Origin of the sequence: Mesorhizobium sp. M1E.F.Ca.ET.045.02.1.1, assembly GCF_003952485.1 — a bacterium.
Classification (GTDB): Bacteria; Pseudomonadota; Alphaproteobacteria; order Rhizobiales; family Rhizobiaceae; genus Mesorhizobium.
In genome coordinates, this window is the sequence record NZ_CP034447.1 from 895,513 (window position 1) to 912,203 (window position 16,691).

Annotated in this window: 12 protein-coding genes; 2 read left to right on the top strand and 10 right to left on the bottom strand. The window is 60.5% G+C overall.

Annotated features, from left to right (window positions below; all coding sequences use genetic code 11):
* The 7 genes from EJ070_RS04230 to EJ070_RS04260 all read right to left on the bottom strand — a co-directional run bounded on the left by EJ070_RS04230 (position 1) and on the right by EJ070_RS04260 (position 10,337).
* Entirely contained in the window at positions 1-1,182 is a 1,182-nt protein-coding gene (locus EJ070_RS04230) for an ABC transporter permease (RefSeq protein WP_126090192.1), read from the bottom strand.
* Entirely contained in the window at positions 1,179-2,177 is a 999-nt protein-coding gene (locus tag EJ070_RS04235; protein WP_126090193.1) for an ABC transporter permease, read from the bottom strand. The genes EJ070_RS04230 and EJ070_RS04235 overlap by 4 nt, the downstream gene beginning before the upstream one ends.
* Positions 2,178-2,179: 2 nt before the next feature.
* Positions 2,180-4,078: an ABC transporter substrate-binding protein gene (locus tag EJ070_RS04240; protein WP_126090194.1), complete on the bottom strand. Its 1,899-nt coding sequence runs from the start codon at positions 4,076-4,078 to the stop codon at positions 2,180-2,182.
* Positions 4,075-5,970 (bottom strand): ABC transporter ATP-binding protein, encoded by a 1,896-nt coding sequence (locus EJ070_RS04245; RefSeq protein ID WP_126090195.1) that lies wholly within the window; start codon positions 5,968-5,970, stop codon positions 4,075-4,077. The genes EJ070_RS04240 and EJ070_RS04245 overlap by 4 nt, the downstream gene beginning before the upstream one ends.
* 150 nt (positions 5,971-6,120) lie before the next feature.
* Positions 6,121-7,461 (bottom strand): adenylate/guanylate cyclase domain-containing protein, encoded by a 1,341-nt coding sequence (locus EJ070_RS04250; protein WP_126090196.1) that lies wholly within the window; start codon positions 7,459-7,461, stop codon positions 6,121-6,123.
* 265 nt (positions 7,462-7,726) lie between these two features.
* Positions 7,727-9,070: a nucleotide sugar dehydrogenase gene (locus EJ070_RS04255; RefSeq protein WP_126090197.1), complete on the bottom strand. Its 1,344-nt coding sequence runs from the start codon at positions 9,068-9,070 to the stop codon at positions 7,727-7,729.
* Between the two features lie 106 nt (positions 9,071-9,176).
* Positions 9,177-10,337, bottom strand: a complete 1,161-nt coding sequence (locus tag EJ070_RS04260; protein WP_126095634.1) for a DUF3095 domain-containing protein — start codon at positions 10,335-10,337, stop codon at positions 9,177-9,179.
* Positions 10,338-10,430: 93 nt separating this feature from the next.
* Here EJ070_RS04260 and EJ070_RS04265 point away from each other — a divergent pair, with 93 nt between their 5' ends.
* Together EJ070_RS04265 and EJ070_RS04270 are read left to right on the top strand one after the other, a co-directional pair.
* On the top strand, positions 10,431-11,519 hold the full coding sequence (locus EJ070_RS04265; protein ID WP_126090198.1) for a glycosyltransferase family 4 protein: 1,089 nt from the start codon (positions 10,431-10,433) through the stop codon (positions 11,517-11,519).
* Entirely contained in the window at positions 11,516-12,292 is a 777-nt protein-coding gene (locus EJ070_RS04270) for a polysaccharide deacetylase family protein (protein ID WP_126090199.1), read from the top strand. Before EJ070_RS04265 ends, EJ070_RS04270 begins: the two co-directional genes overlap by 4 nt.
* A gap of 51 nt (positions 12,293-12,343) precedes the next feature.
* Here the strand turns inward: EJ070_RS04270 and EJ070_RS04275 are convergent, their stop codons facing one another.
* From EJ070_RS04275 to EJ070_RS04285, 3 genes are all read right to left on the bottom strand, one after another.
* Positions 12,344-13,198 carry an MBL fold metallo-hydrolase gene (locus EJ070_RS04275; RefSeq protein WP_126090200.1) on the bottom strand — a complete coding sequence of 285 codons (855 nt, stop codon included), beginning with the start codon at positions 13,196-13,198 and terminating at the stop codon, positions 12,344-12,346.
* Between the two features lie 75 nt (positions 13,199-13,273).
* On the bottom strand, positions 13,274-13,723 hold the full coding sequence (locus EJ070_RS04280; RefSeq protein ID WP_126090201.1) for a cyclic nucleotide-binding domain-containing protein: 450 nt from the start codon (positions 13,721-13,723) through the stop codon (positions 13,274-13,276).
* A gap of 191 nt (positions 13,724-13,914) precedes the next feature.
* Positions 13,915-16,629 carry an ABC transporter ATP-binding protein gene (locus EJ070_RS04285; RefSeq protein WP_126090202.1) on the bottom strand — a complete coding sequence of 905 codons (2,715 nt, stop codon included), beginning with the start codon at positions 16,627-16,629 and terminating at the stop codon, positions 13,915-13,917.
* Positions 16,630-16,691 lie beyond the last annotated feature (62 nt).

Sequence of the window (16,691 nt, forward strand, 5' to 3'; positions counted from 1 at the left end):
TCACTTGTAGGGGTCTGCGGCGTCCCGCAAGCCGTCGCCGAGGAAGTTGAACGCCAGGATGACGAGGATGACGGGCAGGATCGGCAAAAGCAGCCATGGATAGAACGCGATCACGCTGACGCTGCGCGCCTCGGTGAGCAGGATGCCCCAGCTGGTTATCGGCGCCCTCAGGCCGAGCCCGAGGAAGCTCAGCGCCGTCTCGCCCAGGATCATGCCGGGTATGGAGATCGTCGCCGTGGCGATCAGATGCGACATGAAGCCGGGAATGAGGTGACGCCGGATGATGCGGCCGCTGCTGGCGCCCATCAATTGCGCGGCCAGAACATAATCCTCCTCGCGCAACGCCAGAAGCTTTGAACGCACGGCCCGCGCCAGTCCGGTCCAGTGGAGCAGCCCGAGAATGACGGTGATGCCGAAATAGATCAGGATCGGACTCCAGGTTATCGGCATGATCGCCGCCAGAGCCAGCCATAGCGGAATGCTGGGAATCGATTGCAGAACTTCGATTATGCGTTGAACGATCAGGTCGAAAATACCGCCGTGATAGCCGGCCAGTCCGCCGATGACGATGCCGAGGAGGAAGCTGAAACCGATGCCGACAAGGCCGATCGTCAGTGAAATGCGTGCGCCATAGATGATGCGCGAGAGCACATCGCGCCCCAGCCTGTCGGTGCCGGCCAGAAAGAGCTGGCCGTTTTCGGCCGGGCAGACAAGATGCCTGTCACCTTCGATCAGGCCCCAGAACCGGTAACTGTCGCCCTTGCAGAAGAAACGGATGCGCTGAACATCGTCCTTTTTGTCGATGTAGTTCCGCTTGAGCGTGTCCATATCCAGCGTCATCCGGCGGCCATAGACGAACGGCCCGACGAACTGGGCGTTGTGGAAAAGATGCACCCGCTGCGGTGGCGAATAGATGTAGTCCATGTTGCGCGTGTGCAGATTGTAGGGCGCCAGGAACTCGCAGATCAGTATCCCGAGATAAAGCGCTGCCAGGAATATGCCGGATATAAGGGCAAGCCGGTGCCGTCGGAATTTCCACCACATCAGCCGCAATTGCGACGCCTGAAAGACCTTCGACTGCTCCGCCGTCATCGCCTCTACCGACTGTAAGTCGAAGGGCGCGATGGAAACGTAGTGTTGCAATGGGGCACCCGGAGCGGGCAGCGGCGATTGCGTGTTCATTTGGTGCTGCCGCCCTGCAAACGAATTCGTGGATCAAGCAGCGCCAGCGCCAGGTCGGAAATCAGCACGCCGATGACCGTCAGGAAGGCGAGGAACATCAGGAACGACCCTGCCAGATACATGTCCTGGCTCTGCAGCGCCCTGATGAGCATCGGCCCGGTCGTTTCCAATGACAGCACGATCGCCGTGATTTCGGCGCCGGAAATGATGGCCGGCAGGATGGAGCCGATGTCTGAAATGAAGAAATTGAGCGCCATGCGCAGCGGATATTTGACCAGCGCCTTGAAGGGGTGAAGGCCTTTGGCGCGCGCGGTCACGACATATTGCTTGTGAAGCTCGTCGAGCAGATTGGCGCGCAGCCGCCGGATCATGCTTGCCGTGCCCCCGGTGCCGATGATCAAGACCGGGATCCAGAGATGGGCGAGGATTGACTTCGCCTTGGCCCAGCTCATCGGCTCGCCGAGATATTGCTGGTCCATGAGATGGCCGATGGACGTGCCGAACCAGATGTTTGCGAAATACATCAGGATCAGCGCCAGCATGAAGTTTGGAATGGCAAGGCCTAGAAGGCCGAACAACGTCAGGCCGTAGTCACCCCAGCTGTATTGATGCGTGGCGGAGTACATGCCGATCGGAAAGGCTATGAGCCAGGTGAAGATGATCGTGACGAAGGAAACCAGCACGGTCAGCCACATTCGGTCACCGATGACATCGCGAACCGGCAGCTCATATTCGAAGGAATAGCCGAAATCGCCGTGCAGCATTCCGCCGACCCAGTAGAAGTAGCGAATGACCGGCGGCTTGTCGAAACCATACTCCTTCCGCATCATCTGGATGCGATCGGAATCCACCGCTTCGCCCTGAGCCCGAAGCTCGGAAACATAGCTGTCGAAATAGTCGCCCGGGGGAAGTTCGATGATCGTGAACACCAGCGCCGATATGACCAGCAGCGTTGGAACCATCACGGCGATGCGCCAGACAATATATCGAAGCACGCTCAGGACTCTCCAAGCCAGAATGTGTCCGGCATATAGACACCGAAATAGGCGGTCGGGTCGTAGCCGTAGAGCGCCTTGTCAGGCAGATTGCGCAGCCGCGAGGACGCTAGAACCGGCTGATGCGTTCCGTTCACCGTGCCGATCGAAAACACCTGATCGGTGTAGATCGACAGCATTGAATTCCAGATTTCAGCGCGCTCCGTGGCTTCGGTCGATTCGTTCCAGCGCTTGAGCAAAGCCATCAACTCGACCACAGGCGGAAGGTCGGGCGCCTCGCCGACCGTGCCGTGAGACAAGTAGTGAGCACCCCAGAGAGGCCATTGCAACTGGTCGTCGATGGTGGGGGCCAACTGGTACGGGTTCATGTCGGCGGTCGGCACGCCATTGTCGATGCCCGACCAAATCGACATCATGATCTCGCCACCAAGCGCGCGGCTGCGGAAGATGTCTCGCTGCGAAGTCCGGACGAACAGGGCGATGCCGACCTGCCGCCAGTGATCGGTGATGAGTTCGAGCGCGTCGGTTTCCAGCGTGCTCTCGCCGGCCGTTTCCACGATGACCTGCGCCGGGCGTCCATCGGGAAGGATCCGCAGACCGTCATCGTCGCGCGTCTTAAGCCCGACCTCGTCGAGCAGGGCGTTGGCCCGGTCGGGATCGTGGGCGACCCAGGCTTTCGCGAATTCCGGCCGGTAGAGCGGGCTCTCCGGCAGGACAGTATCGGCACTTTCCTGAGCCAATCCGTAGAAGACGGCCAAATTGATCTCGCGCCTGTCCACTGCGAGCGAAAGCGCGCGGCGCACGCGTACGTCGCGAAGAAGGCCACGCCACACCGGGTCGGCACAATTCAGATTGGGCAGCAGCGCCAGCCGCGAACCCTGTGTGCGTTTCCACAGATGCATCTTCACCGGGTAGCGCTTCTCCGCGTCCTTCAGGAAGGCGTAGTCGCTGAAGTCAATTCCCATGCATTGCAGGTCGCTCTCGCCCGCACCGGTCTTGGCGGAAATGATCGCCGACGAGCTGACATTCATGACAACCCGGTCAATGTACGGCAGTTGACGGCCATTCTCGTCTATTCGATGAAAGAACGGGTTCCGCTCGAAGACGAACTGCTCAGCCGGCGGCTTGGTCCGGTTCCGCCAGGGATCGAGCGTCGGCAGTTCCGGGTTCTCCGGGCGATACTGCCGCGACATGCGGATATGCAGGAGCGTCCATTTCTTGGCCCTGTTCTCCTCCATCAGGCCGGCGAGCCGGAACGGATCCTGGTATTTCTTGTGGAACTGCTTGAGATAGGCGGCCGGCAGGACAAGCGATAGCGGCGAAGCAGCAGCGAGCTTGGGCAGGAAGTCGGGATTGGGCGCATCCCAACTATAGCGCACCGTCAACGGATCGACGATCTCGAAGCGCGGCGGCTTGCCGTCCGCCAGCAGGGCCGGGGCGAGCCCGCCTTGCGAAAGCTCATCGTTCAGCCAGACATCTTCCCAGCAATAGCGAAAATCCTCCGGCGTCAGCAGGCTGCCGTCAGACCATTTATGTCCTTCCCGTATCTTGAAAGTGAAGACCCGATCATCCGCTACGTCGAAACTCTCGAGAATGTCGGGCTGCAGGTTGAGCTTTTCGTCATAGCCGACCAGGCGAGCATAGCCATAGATCGTCATCAGCCGGATATCTTTCTGGGTGCCGATAATCGTGCGCAGCGTGCCGCCATACTGGCCGGGCTGTCGGCCTATCGCAGCGAGATTCACCACGCGCGGGCTCTTGGGCAAGCGTTTGGCGAGTGCCGGCAGCGCCAGGGCCTTCAGCAGCGGCTGAAGAAATTCCGGCTCCAGATCGCCGGCGCGCAACGTGCTCGGCACAAATGCCGAAGCCATGAGTCCAAGGACGGTGCGCCGGCTGATCAATGGCGCAACTCGCTGAAATCGGCCGAACGCCGGGCCAGCACGAGGTGGCCGCCGCCAAGATCGAGCGGCGACAGTATGCCCCCGTCGCCATCGTCGCGGAATTGCGCCCCCCATGCGCTGGTGTCGGAAGCGCCGCTGAGCTTCAGCGTCCTGAAATCCATCGGCCTGTCGAGATCGGGGAAAGGCACTGCGGCGACCAGTGAGCGCGTGTAGGGGTGGATCGGTTTCCTGAGCAGGATTTCGCGCGGCGCGAGCTCGACGATACGCCCGCCGCACATCACCGCGATGCGGTCTGCCATGTAGTCCACCACCGCCAGGTTGTGGGATATGAACAGGTAGGTCAGGCCCAGTTCCTTCTGCAGGTCCTTCAGAAGGTTCAGGATCTGCGCCTGGACAGAGACATCGAGCGCCGAAACCGGCTCGTCGCAGATCAGCAGTTCAGGCCCCAGCGCCAACGCGCGCGCGATGCCGATACGCTGACGCTGCCCGCCGGAGAAACTGTGCGGGTAACGCTTGATGAAGCGCGGATCGAGCCCGATTGCCTGCATCAGGTTCTTGACCATGGCGAGTCGGGACGCGGCATTGCCGCGTTGATGTATTTCCAGCGGCTCGCTCAAGATGTTCTCCACCGTCATGCGCGGTGAAAGCGACGAAACCGGATCCTGGAAAACCATCTGGATTTTCGCGCGCAGCATGCGCAGGGCGTCTGCCTCGCCTTGCAAGACGTCGATCGGTCCGTCGCGGCCGTTGAAGATCACAGAACCGCCGCTGGGAGTGACAGCCCGCATGAGGATCTTGCTGACGGTGGTTTTGCCGGAGCCGCTTTCGCCGACCAGGCCCAGGCATTCACCTCGCTTGATATCGAAGCTCACGCCGTCCACGGCGCGAACAGTGGTTTGATGATCCCCGCCGAACCATCCGGACTTGCGGATGGTGAAGGTCTTTTTCAGATCCCTGACCGACAGCAGGATATCGTCTGGCCCCTTCGATGGCGGCGCCGTCTGCTTGCCGAGCAGGTTCCCGACATTCACCGGCACCTCGCGGAGCGCCTTTAGCCTTTCGCCAGGCTTCAGGTCGAAATGCGGTACGGCTGCCATCAGGCCCTTCAGGTAAGGGTGGCCTGGCCGGCGGAATATCGCCTCGACAGGTCCCGCTTCCATGATCTCGCCATGGTACATGACCACCACCTCGTCGGCGACATTGGCGACGACGCCGAGGTCGTGCGTGATCAGCAGCATCGCCATGTTCAGCTTGGTCTGAAGCCCGCGCAGCAAGTGTAGGATCTGCGCCTGGATGGTGACGTCCAACGCCGTCGTCGGCTCGTCGGCGATCAACAGTGCGGGCCGGCAGATAAGCGCCATGGCGATCATGGCGCGCTGACGCAACCCTCCCGAAAGTTCGAAGGGATACATGTCGTAGGCGCGCTTGGGATTGGGAAAGCCGACAAGGCTGAGCATTTCCTCGGTCCGCGCCTTGCGCTCCGCGCGAGCCATGGGCGTATGAATCTGCAGGGATTCGCTGACTTGGTTGCCGATCGTGTGCAGCGGCGACAGCGATGTCATCGGCTCCTGAAAGATCTTGCCGATGCGGCTGCCTCTCAACGCCCGGATTTCGGGTCCATCATGCGGCATCTTGAGGATATCCTGCGTCGTACCGGGTTTTTCGGGATCGGAAAACAGGATACGGCCGCGAACATGGGCTGTGTTCGGCAAAATGCCCATCACGGCCTGGCTCAGAACCGATTTTCCGGAACCTGACTCGCCCACAAGCGCGGTAACCTTGCCGGGCAGGACGCGAAGATTTGCGCGCCTGACGGCATGCAACGGTCCCCCGATAATGGCAAAGGAGATGCCAACATCTTCGATCCGCAGTAGATCAACACCCAAATTCATTCTCACACCAGCCCCACCCTGGCGGGTCCCAGAAAGCGAGACTAGCGCATTGCCAGCCTAGAGCAACTTGGATTCGAAACTGTCGCCGGTCCCCTGGCGGAACGGGTGACACGGATGCATGCCAAAGGCGTTCGGATCGGACCGTGGCGGTTACTGAAGCTTCGTCGGGTCGCCCGCCGACAGCCGCCCGGCATCGCGATGAAGCAGCATGACCTGCTCGGCGTCCGATCTTCGGTCGTAAATCGGCTCCAGCGTACCGTCTTCATCGACTGCGAGAGCACCCGACAAATCGGGTGAAAGCACCGTCAGCTTCTGCTTGATGCCAACCAGTTCTTCCTTGCCGAGCGTCAACCAGCCGTTGGCGCCGCAATAGCTGGCGAAGTGTTCGCTGGCGAGAACGCTGTGGGGATATTTCTTGGTCAGGGTCTGGAGGCGCTGAACCTCGTTTACAGCCGCGCCGAAGACAGAAAATGTAAGCCGGTCGGTAAGCCCAACATTGCCGAACATCACATTGCCGACATGCAGACCGATACCAAATTTAATGTCGGACAACGCCTTTTCCTTTCTGCGCAGATTGAGATCCATCATCCGCGCGGTGGCCTTATGGGCTGCCGCGAGGGCAGCCTGGCAGGCGATCTCGGACTGTGAGCGGTGCCTTTCGCAAGGGTAGACGGCAATGAAGCCATCCCCGATGAAACTCATGATCTGCCCGCCGTTGCGATTGAAAGGTGCAGCAACGGCGTCGAAAAACTGGTTCAGCGTATCGATATAGATTTCGCGACCGGAGGTTTCGGCAAGCTTTGACGACCCACGCATATCGGCCATAACCAACGCGGCCCGGATTGTATCGCCCTCGCCGCGCTTGATCTGGCCGTCCAGCACGCGCCTGCCGGCGTCGCCGCCGAGATAGGTGGTCATCATGTTGTCGGCGAGCTTGGTGAGCACCGCCATCTTGGTGGCGATAGCGAGATGGCTCTGGATGCGCAGCAGCGCCGAAATCATACTTTCGCTGAAGCCTGCGGCGCTGTCGGTGGACCAAGACCCCATCATGCCCTGACTGGTGTTGCCGCTGAAGGGATGGACGAAAGCCATGTAATCGGTGACGCCCATAAGCCGGAGGTCATCGAAAACAGGAAACTCCGGCAGCACCGACGGGTCGAGCCGACGTCGCAGATGGTCGAGCTTATTGCTGAGCAGATGGTAGTATGGGCTGGTCAGGAATCTGTCAGACGGCGCGCCGGCCTGCTTGCGGAAGCTTTCTACTTCGATGCCTTGGCCGCGAACCCAGGTGAAGCCAAGCGCGTCATAAAGCGGATGAAGCATCGAGAAGCTCAAATGCACCCGCTTCAGCGGCAGGCCGGCAGCAGCCAGCCGTTCGCAAAAGCCATTTACCAATGTTTCCAGGTCGTTGCCCGCCAGTGCCGAGTGGGTCAGCCAATCGGCAACCTTATCCATGAGAATGGTGGAAATTTCTGCTTGCGATGTGCTCATGCTATCTCGAAACCCGTCGAAGACGGAGCCATTATCCTCTGATCTGTCATAACACAGTCCGCCAACGACCCAGCGATAAGACACCCGAAGTCAACGAGGCCGGCTTCGGCGGCAAAAGCGGCGAAGAATTTCCCGGATGACTATCCTTGCTGCCAAGGAGAAGGCGTAAATGCATCTGTGTTTTATGGCGTTATGTGGCGAGGCAGCCGGCGTAGTGCAACCACGATCCTGACACTGGGCAAAAAATTCGCCGGCTCAGACGCCGTCAGGCCTTCACCACCGTCTCTCGGACCAGCCCGAGGCGGCCAAAAACATTGCGTGTGTCGACGATCAGAAGGGCGTGATCAGCGATCGTCTGATAGTCGATCGCGTCGTGGTCGGTTGCAACGACGACAGCATCGAAATCCTTCAAGGCCGCCTCGCTCAATTCGACTGACCGACGCCCCTTGATCGCCATATGCTCCCGTGTGTTCGGAATTTCTCTAACGTGCGGATCGTGGAATTCCGCCTTGCCGCCCCACTCCTCAATGAGTTCAATGAGTCGCAATGAAGGGCTTTCGCGGATGTCGGGCACATTCTTCTTATAGGCGAGCCCAATGATGAGAATGCGCGAGCGGCTGAGCGCCTTGCCGCAGCGCCGATCCAGCGCCTTCGCCAGCTCATCGACCACATGACGCGGCATGGCCGTGTTGATCTCTGCCGCCAGCTCGATGAAGCGGGTCGGCAGTTCGTATTCGCGCGCCTTCCACGTCAGGTAGAATGGATCGATCGGAACGCAGTGCCCGCCAAGTCCGGGACCAGGATAGAAAGGCATGTAGCCGAAGGGCTTGCTCTTTGCCGCCTCGATCACCTCCCAGATGTCGATGCCCATTGCGCCGAGCACGACCTTCAACTCGTTGACCAGGGCTATGTTGACCGAGCGGAAAATGTTTTCCGTCAGCTTGACCGCCTCGGCTGTCGCCGTGGTGGAAACCGGGACGACGGTCTTGACCACGCGCTGGTAGAAGGCCTGCACGAGCGCCGCCGCTTCAATGCCGTCACCCGCCACGACCTTGGGGATCGTCGCGACCTCAAAGCTGCGGTTGCCGGGATCCTCGCGTTCGGGCGAGAAGCCGAGGAAGAAGTCTATCTTCGACCGCAGGCCGGTTTGTTCCAGTATGGGCTTGATCACGTCGTCGGTGGTGCCGGGATAAGTGGTCGATTCCAGCACGATCAGCTGGCCGAGGCGCAGATGCTTGGCGATGGTGCCAGCCGTGTTCTTGACAAAGGACAGATCCGGCTCGCGGTTTTTCGTCAGCGGTGTCGGAACGCAGATGATGATGACATCGCAGTCGGCCAGTTCGGCAAAATCCGCGGTGGCGCGGAACCGTCCGCTCGCCACCTGGCCGGCAAGGGCCGTCGACGTCACCGCCTCGATGTAGGAGTGGCCATTGTTCAGGCTCTCGACCTTCTGGGCTTCGATGTCGAAGCCGGAAACCGGGAAGCCGGCGCGTGCGATCGCAACCGCCAGCGGCAACCCGACATAGCCCAGTCCGATCACGCCGACTTGCGCAGCGCGCGTCGAAATCCGGTTCAGTAGACTGTCATATGTCGATCGCGAGGCGTCCAAAATCTGCTTTCCGCCAATTCGGACAGGCTGTCCGCTTCCATGACGAGGCCACCCGTCCCAAGTACGCCGAGGCATATTGTGGAAAAGCGATTTCCGCAAGCCGTCGTCAGACCGGCACCTTCGCCTTCAGGCTCGCGGCAGCCATCGCATAGCCGCCGGCCGCACCATCGATGAAATGAAGGTGATCGCGCTGCAGCGGCGAGGCGACGAGGCATGTCATCAAGGCCGATTTCTGGCGGTGCAGGCCATAGTTGCAGATGCCCGCCTCTTCCGCCTGTCTCAGCCGGTTCTCGATCCGTCGCAAGACGTCCTCGTCAACGTCGATGGTCATCTTCAAGCCATCGTCGAACTTCCGGAAATCCGAATTGCTGGCCACGTCGCGTTTGTAGATCTTCGGATCGAACCTACCGATGGTCCAGCCAAACCTATCGGTGACAGCCGTGAGCGTCATCAGGAACACAACCCACAGCTTCGCCAGCCACCGCCGTCCCGCCGGCGCCGTGGCCCGCGCCTCGATATCGAGGCCGGCGGGCAGTAGACTATAGTTCGGCCCGTCCGCCGGCACCGGGTGGCCATCGCGTTCCTGCCTGCCGGCAAGGGCGATGATGTCGGAAGCCAGAAACTGAAAACCGCGCGAATCGCGCGATGCCCCCGGCACGGCTATGATCGAGACGATTTCGCCATGCCGGGCTTCGATCGGGTTCCAGCGGCAGGAGAGGCCGGTCAGATCCGGACGTGCGCCGGCCGGCGCCGGATCGATGCGATAGCGCCCTGCCTTCATCTCGGCTTCCGCCCAACTGCCGCCGCCGCCGGCGAACATGGCATAGAGAACTGCTTCGGAGGCCTGGAACCTCACCACGCGAACATCGAGGCCTTGCGCTCTTATGTCCTCTATCGGGACGATTGCGGCGCGCAAGATCAGGTCCAGTTCTTCCGCCACCCATCTCTGGACAGCGGCAAGCGCGTTGCGGGTTATCTCCAGCGCGGAGCCGGGAAACGCCACGAGCGCGCCGTCGCCGCCGAAGACAAAAGGAAGATCTTGCCGACCCAGCGCATTGAGTACAGCCGAAATAACGCTGGCGCCGGCCATATTGACGGTTTTATAGCGTCCGGCCTCGATCGCCTTGGTCGAGCCGACAATGTCTGCGGTCGCCAGCGCCCAGCCATCGGGGAGAGGCCGATAGTTGTCGATGTCGGCAACGCTTTCGAACTTTGCCAACACCGGCAGAGAAGCAACGAACGGGTCGGACGCGACAGCTGTTTCCATGGACATCAGATAGCACATTCCACTGCTTGAAGAGTGAAGTCGATCATGCTTCGAAATTGACTTGCGCCGGCATTCCGATGATAGGGTCCGGCGATGCGAATTGCCTTTTACGCGCCGCTGAAGTCACCCAATGATCCCGTTGCCTCCGGCGACCGCCAGATGGCGCGGACGCTGGTCAAGGCGTTGGAGCATGGAGGGCATAGCGTCGAACTTGCATCCGAATTGCGCTTTTATCTACGCGAACCGGAGCCGAGAAGTTTCGATGCGCTCAAAATCGCGGCCCGAGAGGAAACCGCGCGGCTGACAAGGCTTTGGGATCGTGACGGCAAGCCCGATCTCTGGTTTACCTACCATCCCTATTACAAGGCACCCGACCTGATCGGACCCGAGCTGGGGTCGACCTTTGCTGTCCCCTATGCAACAGCGGAAGCCTCCTATTCGAGGCGGCGCAACGCCGGTCTATGGGCCGATACGCAAGCGTTGGTGGCGCGAGCCGTCGGACAGGCAGCGCTAAACATCTGCTTCACACAGAGAGATCGTCAGGGACTTGCAGACGCGATTCCCGGCGCCGCTTTCGGTATGCTTTCGCCATTCATTGACACGGCGGCATACCGGGAAATGCCGGCACGGGGTTGTCCGACCCGTCTCGTTACCGTCGCCATGATGCGCCCGGGCGACAAAGTCGAAAGCTATCGCATGCTGGCGCAAGCGCTCGGTCCGATCGGCCACCTGCCCTGGACCATGTCGGTTGTCGGCGACGGGCCTGCCCGTGACGAGGTCAAAGCGCAATTCGCCGGCTTGCCCGCCGATCGTATCCAATGGCTCGGCTCGATTGAGCCTGCCGCCGTGCCGGATGTCCTCTACGGTGGCGGGATTTACGTCTGGCCGGGTTGCGGCGAGGCCTATGGCGTTGCCTATCTTGAAGCACAGGCGGCCGGCCTTCCGGTGGTGGCTCAAAACATCGCCGGCGTTCCGGAGGTCGTGCGGGATGGCCAGACCGGGATTCTCACCCCGCCGGGCAATGTGGCGGCGTTCACCTCCGCCATTGAAAGGCTTCTGGTCCGTGACGCCGAAAGAACCATCATGGCTGCGGAAGCCAGACGCTTCGTCCTCGAGGAACGTTCCCTCGATGCTGCGGCGGCGCGTCTGGCCGCACTCCTGGCGAAGATCCCGGTGTCATGACGTCCGATCAGATTTGGCAACCCTTGGTGGAAGAACTGGCGTGCCTGCAACGGACGGACCGCAAGACAGAGTTCTGGCTGCGCGACGATGACGCCGTGGATCCGACGCCTGCGCTTGATCGGCTGCTCGACCTCACCGGTCAATTCGCGGTTCCGGTCACTCTCGCCGTCATTCCGGCCCTAACCGACGAGAAGCTTGTCGTCCGGCTTGACGAAGCGTCGCATGCCACGGTCGCAATCCATGGCTGGGCGCACCGAAATCATGCGCCAGAGGACCAGAAAAAGCAGGAACTCGGCGCACATCGGCCACGCGAGGCGGTGCTCGATGATCTGGCTCGCGGGCTGTCGCACGTAACGGGCCTGCACGGCGCACGTGCCGTTCCGATGCTGGTGCCACCCTGGAACAGGATCGACGCCGGCTTGGTATCCGACCTTGGGTCGGTAGGATTTGCGGCATTGTCGGTCTTCGGACCGCCGAAACCGGCTTCACTGGCGGTCATCAACAGCAATGTCGACATCATGGATTGGCATGGCACGCGCGGTTGCCGCGATCATGGCCTGTTGGTTCAGGCTATCATCGCGCAATTGCGGCATGCGGCCGGCGGCGGCGAACCGGTCGGCCTGCTCACCCACCATTTGGTCCATGATGAATCGGCCTGGCTTTTCCTCGAACAGCTGTTCTCAGTCACCGCACGGACTGAAGCCTGCGCATGGCTTCCGATCAAAACATTGATCGGGCGCAGCGCCGGTAGAGCAATTCCAGGAAAAGTGTGAGCGGTTTTCCGTCCGGAATTGCGTCAAAACAAGAAGATAGAGGAAAATAGCTCAGCGCGCTTTGCGCGATGAGGCCGGAAATTCGAGCGTCTGGCCATCCCGCGCGGCAAAAGCGCCGGCAAACCTCACCTTGGCCAATTTCTCGATCTCGTCCAGTTCATTGTCGGTGCGTGCCGGATCGTGGTGGAACAGCGCAAGCTCCCGCGCACCGGCCGCCTCGCAGAGCTTGACGCCCTGTTGCCACGTCGAGTGCCCGTTTCCACGGCGGTGTTCCATTTCCTCCTCGGTGTAGGTGCAATCGTAAATGACGAGGTCGGCATCTTCGATCAGGCCGAGCACCGCCTGATCGAGCTTGCCCGGCTCATGCTCGGTGTCTGTGATCACCGCCACGACGCGGCCGCCCCATTCGACCCGGTAGCCTATGCAGCCGCCCGGATGGTTGAGACTGCCCGTTCGGACCACCACCCCTTCGCGCGGCCGAAGCACGTCTCCGGATACAAAATCGCGGCAGTCGATAGTTGCCTTGCAGATATCGAGCCTCACCGGAAACCACGGCGGCCGCATGAATTCATCGACCATCTGCCGGGTCGTCGTGCGTCCTGCTAGGTGGCCGGACCAGAGCCTGACCTTGACGCTCCGGTCATAGATCGGCTTGAAAGCCGGCAGCCCAATGATGTGATCGTAATGGCAATGGGTGAAAAACAGGTCGAAATCGGTCACGCCCGAGGCCTGAAGCGCCCTGCCGGCAGGCCGCAGGCCAGAGCCCGCGTCGAACAGAAGCGTATGCCTGCCGCATCGCATCTCGATGCAGATCGTGTTGCCGCCATAGCGGGAGAATTCTGGCCCCGATACCGAAATGCTGCCGCGGACGCCCCAAAACCTGACCAGGAAAACGTCGTCGTCCATGCTAGCCCTTCACAGTCCAGTCGCCCATGGTAGCCGGTGTCGTCACGACGGCAAGGATCAAGCGCGCGTCACTCGTTACTTGGCGCTCCGTGCGTCGATTAGATCCGCGGTCGTATGGCTCAGTCGATCGGCGAGGACCCGCACCATCTCGATGGTCATGTCAGGGAACTCCCTCATAAGCCTCAGGAAATGATCCTTGCGGATTCTCAAGGCTTCCAGCGGACTTGCGGCTTTGACGGTGGCAGTGCGATTGCTGTTGCACAATATGGCGATCTCGCCAACGATCGAATTTGGCACCAGTTCGGCAACTTTTATCGGTCCGCTGTCGGAATCGACCAAAATATCCGCCTTACCTGAAAGGATGACATAGGCGGCGTCTCCCTCATCGCCCTGCCGGAAAAGAATCTGGCCGGCGCTGTAGCTTACGCGATCGGATGTGAACGCAAGCAGCTTGAGCTTTGCCGGCTCTATGCCGGAGAACAAGGGAACGCGTTGCAGCATTCCAACCTCATCCTTGAGCAGCATTGTCGCAAACCTTCCCAACATTCACGTCTGCGAGACTAGAACAACCGACGCCCAGATGGAATCAATTCTGCTTGCGGATAGCGGGACGAACCACGCGAAACGTGGCGAGCCCGATCAGCCGAAAACCATAATCCCTTGACCTTGCGGTAAGTTCCCACCGGCAGAATGATCCTCTCTGAATGTCCAATGCTCTATGACAGCAGTTCCTTGAAAATACCGTTCCCTGCCAAAAGTCCCTCGTGTGTTCCGTCTTCCACCAAACGACCCGAGTCGAAGACGACAACGCGATCGAACATCATTGCCATTGCCGGATTCGTCACGACCCACACAATTGCCGGCGAATGCCCGTCGCGTCTGGCTTCCTCGAGCACGTTTTGCAGCACCTTGTCCTGTACGCGCTGGTCGAGCGCAGACAGCGGCCGGTTGAGGATGAGAAAATCGGGACGCTTGAGCAGGGCCCGGGCAACATCGAGCTTCTGTCGCTGTCCACCGGTCAGCCGCCTGCCGCCGGCGCCGACGTTGAAGTCCAAACCGACATCCAGCAGTTCGGCATAAAGCCCCAGTTCATCAAGAATGTCATAGACGATGGAGCGTATTCGGTCCGGTGCGTCGGGGTGGTTGCTGCCCAGACGCCCGAACAGGACATTGTCCATGACGGTAGCCGCGGCAATGTATTTGGCAGGATCGTACCGTTCGACCGCGTTTTGCAGCTCGGGCGGCAGGTCTTCATAGAACCGGTTGCGTGCGGCGACGATGTTGTTCATCAATTCGTCGCTCAGCAGGCCGAAGCGATGCCGGGGCTCGATATAGGCAAAGCTCAAGGTGACGATCATGGCGCGGTCGCTCTCCGAAACCGTCTCGTAGGGACGGTTCTTGAGCCGTTGCAGCAAGGTTTCGTAGGCGGGTATCTCCTCGGCGCTCATGAAGGTGAGTTGCTGGAAGAACGGGTGATCGGGCGGCAGGTCGGCAAACAGCTCGATCGCCTGTTCGGCGATCTCCATGCCCATTTCGTAGAGCGTGCGATCGAGGCCGGCTTGCCTCAGCACGGAAGCAAAATAGGGATTTGCCGCCAGAGCCCTGTCGGCCAGATCCGGGCCGGCGGCAGCGCCGAAGAGCAGGTTCTGGCCGATCGTTGCTTCCTTGTTGTAGGCGCCCGGTTCGAAAGGAACCACCAGTCCGCTCAGCCCTTCGTGTTCCAGCCGGGCTCGCAGCGCCGCGCGCAGTTCGACGATACGCCTGGCAAGCTCCGTGTGACGCGTGAGGTCGGCCGAAGAGCGCAAGCCAAGATCCAGAATGTCGCGTGACAGAACAACCGCGTCGAGCACGCGGCGCACGGCTTCAAAGAGGTCGTGCGGGCCGGTAGCGCCGGCGGAAGCATAGTTGATCCAGTCGCTGTGGATATCGAGATCCGGATTGCCCGACCGGCTCGCCTCGCTGATGTTCCAGCGGCGCTGGTCTGCGGCGACACCGTCATAAGTCACCGATGTCAGCGGCGCATGCTTCAACCCGTAGAGCAGGTTGTCGCGGAGGCTTGCCTGGAACAGGAAAACATCCGACGAGGCATAGGACATGCGCCGGCCGGTCACTGCCTCGGGGAGTTCAAGCAGGTCGTCGGCGCCCGAAGCGACCCTTCCGCTGTTCGGCCAGTTCAGTCGCGCGAAGGCCTCCGCAAGCGCCTCCGCGCCACCTGTTGCGGTGCTGACCAGCGCCACCGTCTCGCCCGGCTTGACCTGGAGGGAGACACGGTCGAGGAGCATTGCACCGCCATCGTCTGCCATGGACAGGCTGATCGCCGACAGCGGGTTGGTCATCGGACCGGGATCGTCGATCGTCAATGCCCCGATTCTCGGCGCAATGAGACCCTCGACCGTGAACTGTTCAACGACCTGCTGATATTTGACCTGGACATCCTGCCGGTCCTGATCCCAGTCGATCAGTTCCTTCATCGGTCCAGGCAGGTCCTTGTAGGCGCCGATCACGGCCACGAGCTGGCCGACATCCAGCCGCCCCTGGATAACCAGATACCCGCCGACCATGTAGAACAGAAACGGCGTGACCTGCGCGAGGAAATTGTTCAGGAACTTCACCATGAATTTCCATTGGTAAAGATCGAAGCGGATCTTGAAGATGAGCCCGAGCCGGGCAGCTATGTCGGCGCGCTCGTAGTTTGATGTATCGTGGACGTGAACCGCGCCGATGCCGTCGACGATTTCGCCAACGCGGCCCGAAAGCGCGCGCGCCGTCAACTGCCGTTTGCGCCCGAGCACGATCAGCCGCCGCCGCATTCGCGGGATGAGCACGATCTGGATCGCCACGATCACGGCCGCTATCATTCCGAGCCAGAAGTTCTGGACCAGGATGAACAGCATGGCCGTCAGCGCCTGGCCACCGAGCAGCACCGGCTGCAGGAAGGCATCGCCGATGAAGCCGCCCAGCGGCTCGACCTCGTCCTTCACCATGGTTGCCACTTCGGCGGATTTCACACGCGTGAAGTAACGGGGCGGAAATCGCAGCACACGATCGACCAGATCGAAGCGGATACGCCGCAGCATGCGTTCGCCGAGCCGGCCCTTGTAGGTGTTGATGTAGAGTTTGAACAGGCCGTTGATGACGACCAGCAAGAGGAAGACAAGGCTCAGGGCAAACAGCGTCGCCGTGCGGTCGAGCTGAAAACCGGAGAAGAACTGGACCTCTCCAATGAACGGCAAGTTATAGTGGAGCCTCATGAATGACTGGGTCGCGCCCGGTTGCTCGAAGCCTCTACCTTGGATCGGGCCGTTGACGATCAGCTTCGGCAGATCAAAGGACATGAAATACGGGATCATCGAAAGCAAGACGATAATCAATATCCAGAGCTGCTGCTTCTTGGTGTGCGTCCAGATATAGCGGGCTAGGCTGGCTTCCATATGCGACTGCGGACCTTCAGTTTAAGGAACAAAGTAAAAGTACCAGCCGGTGAACGGCGCAT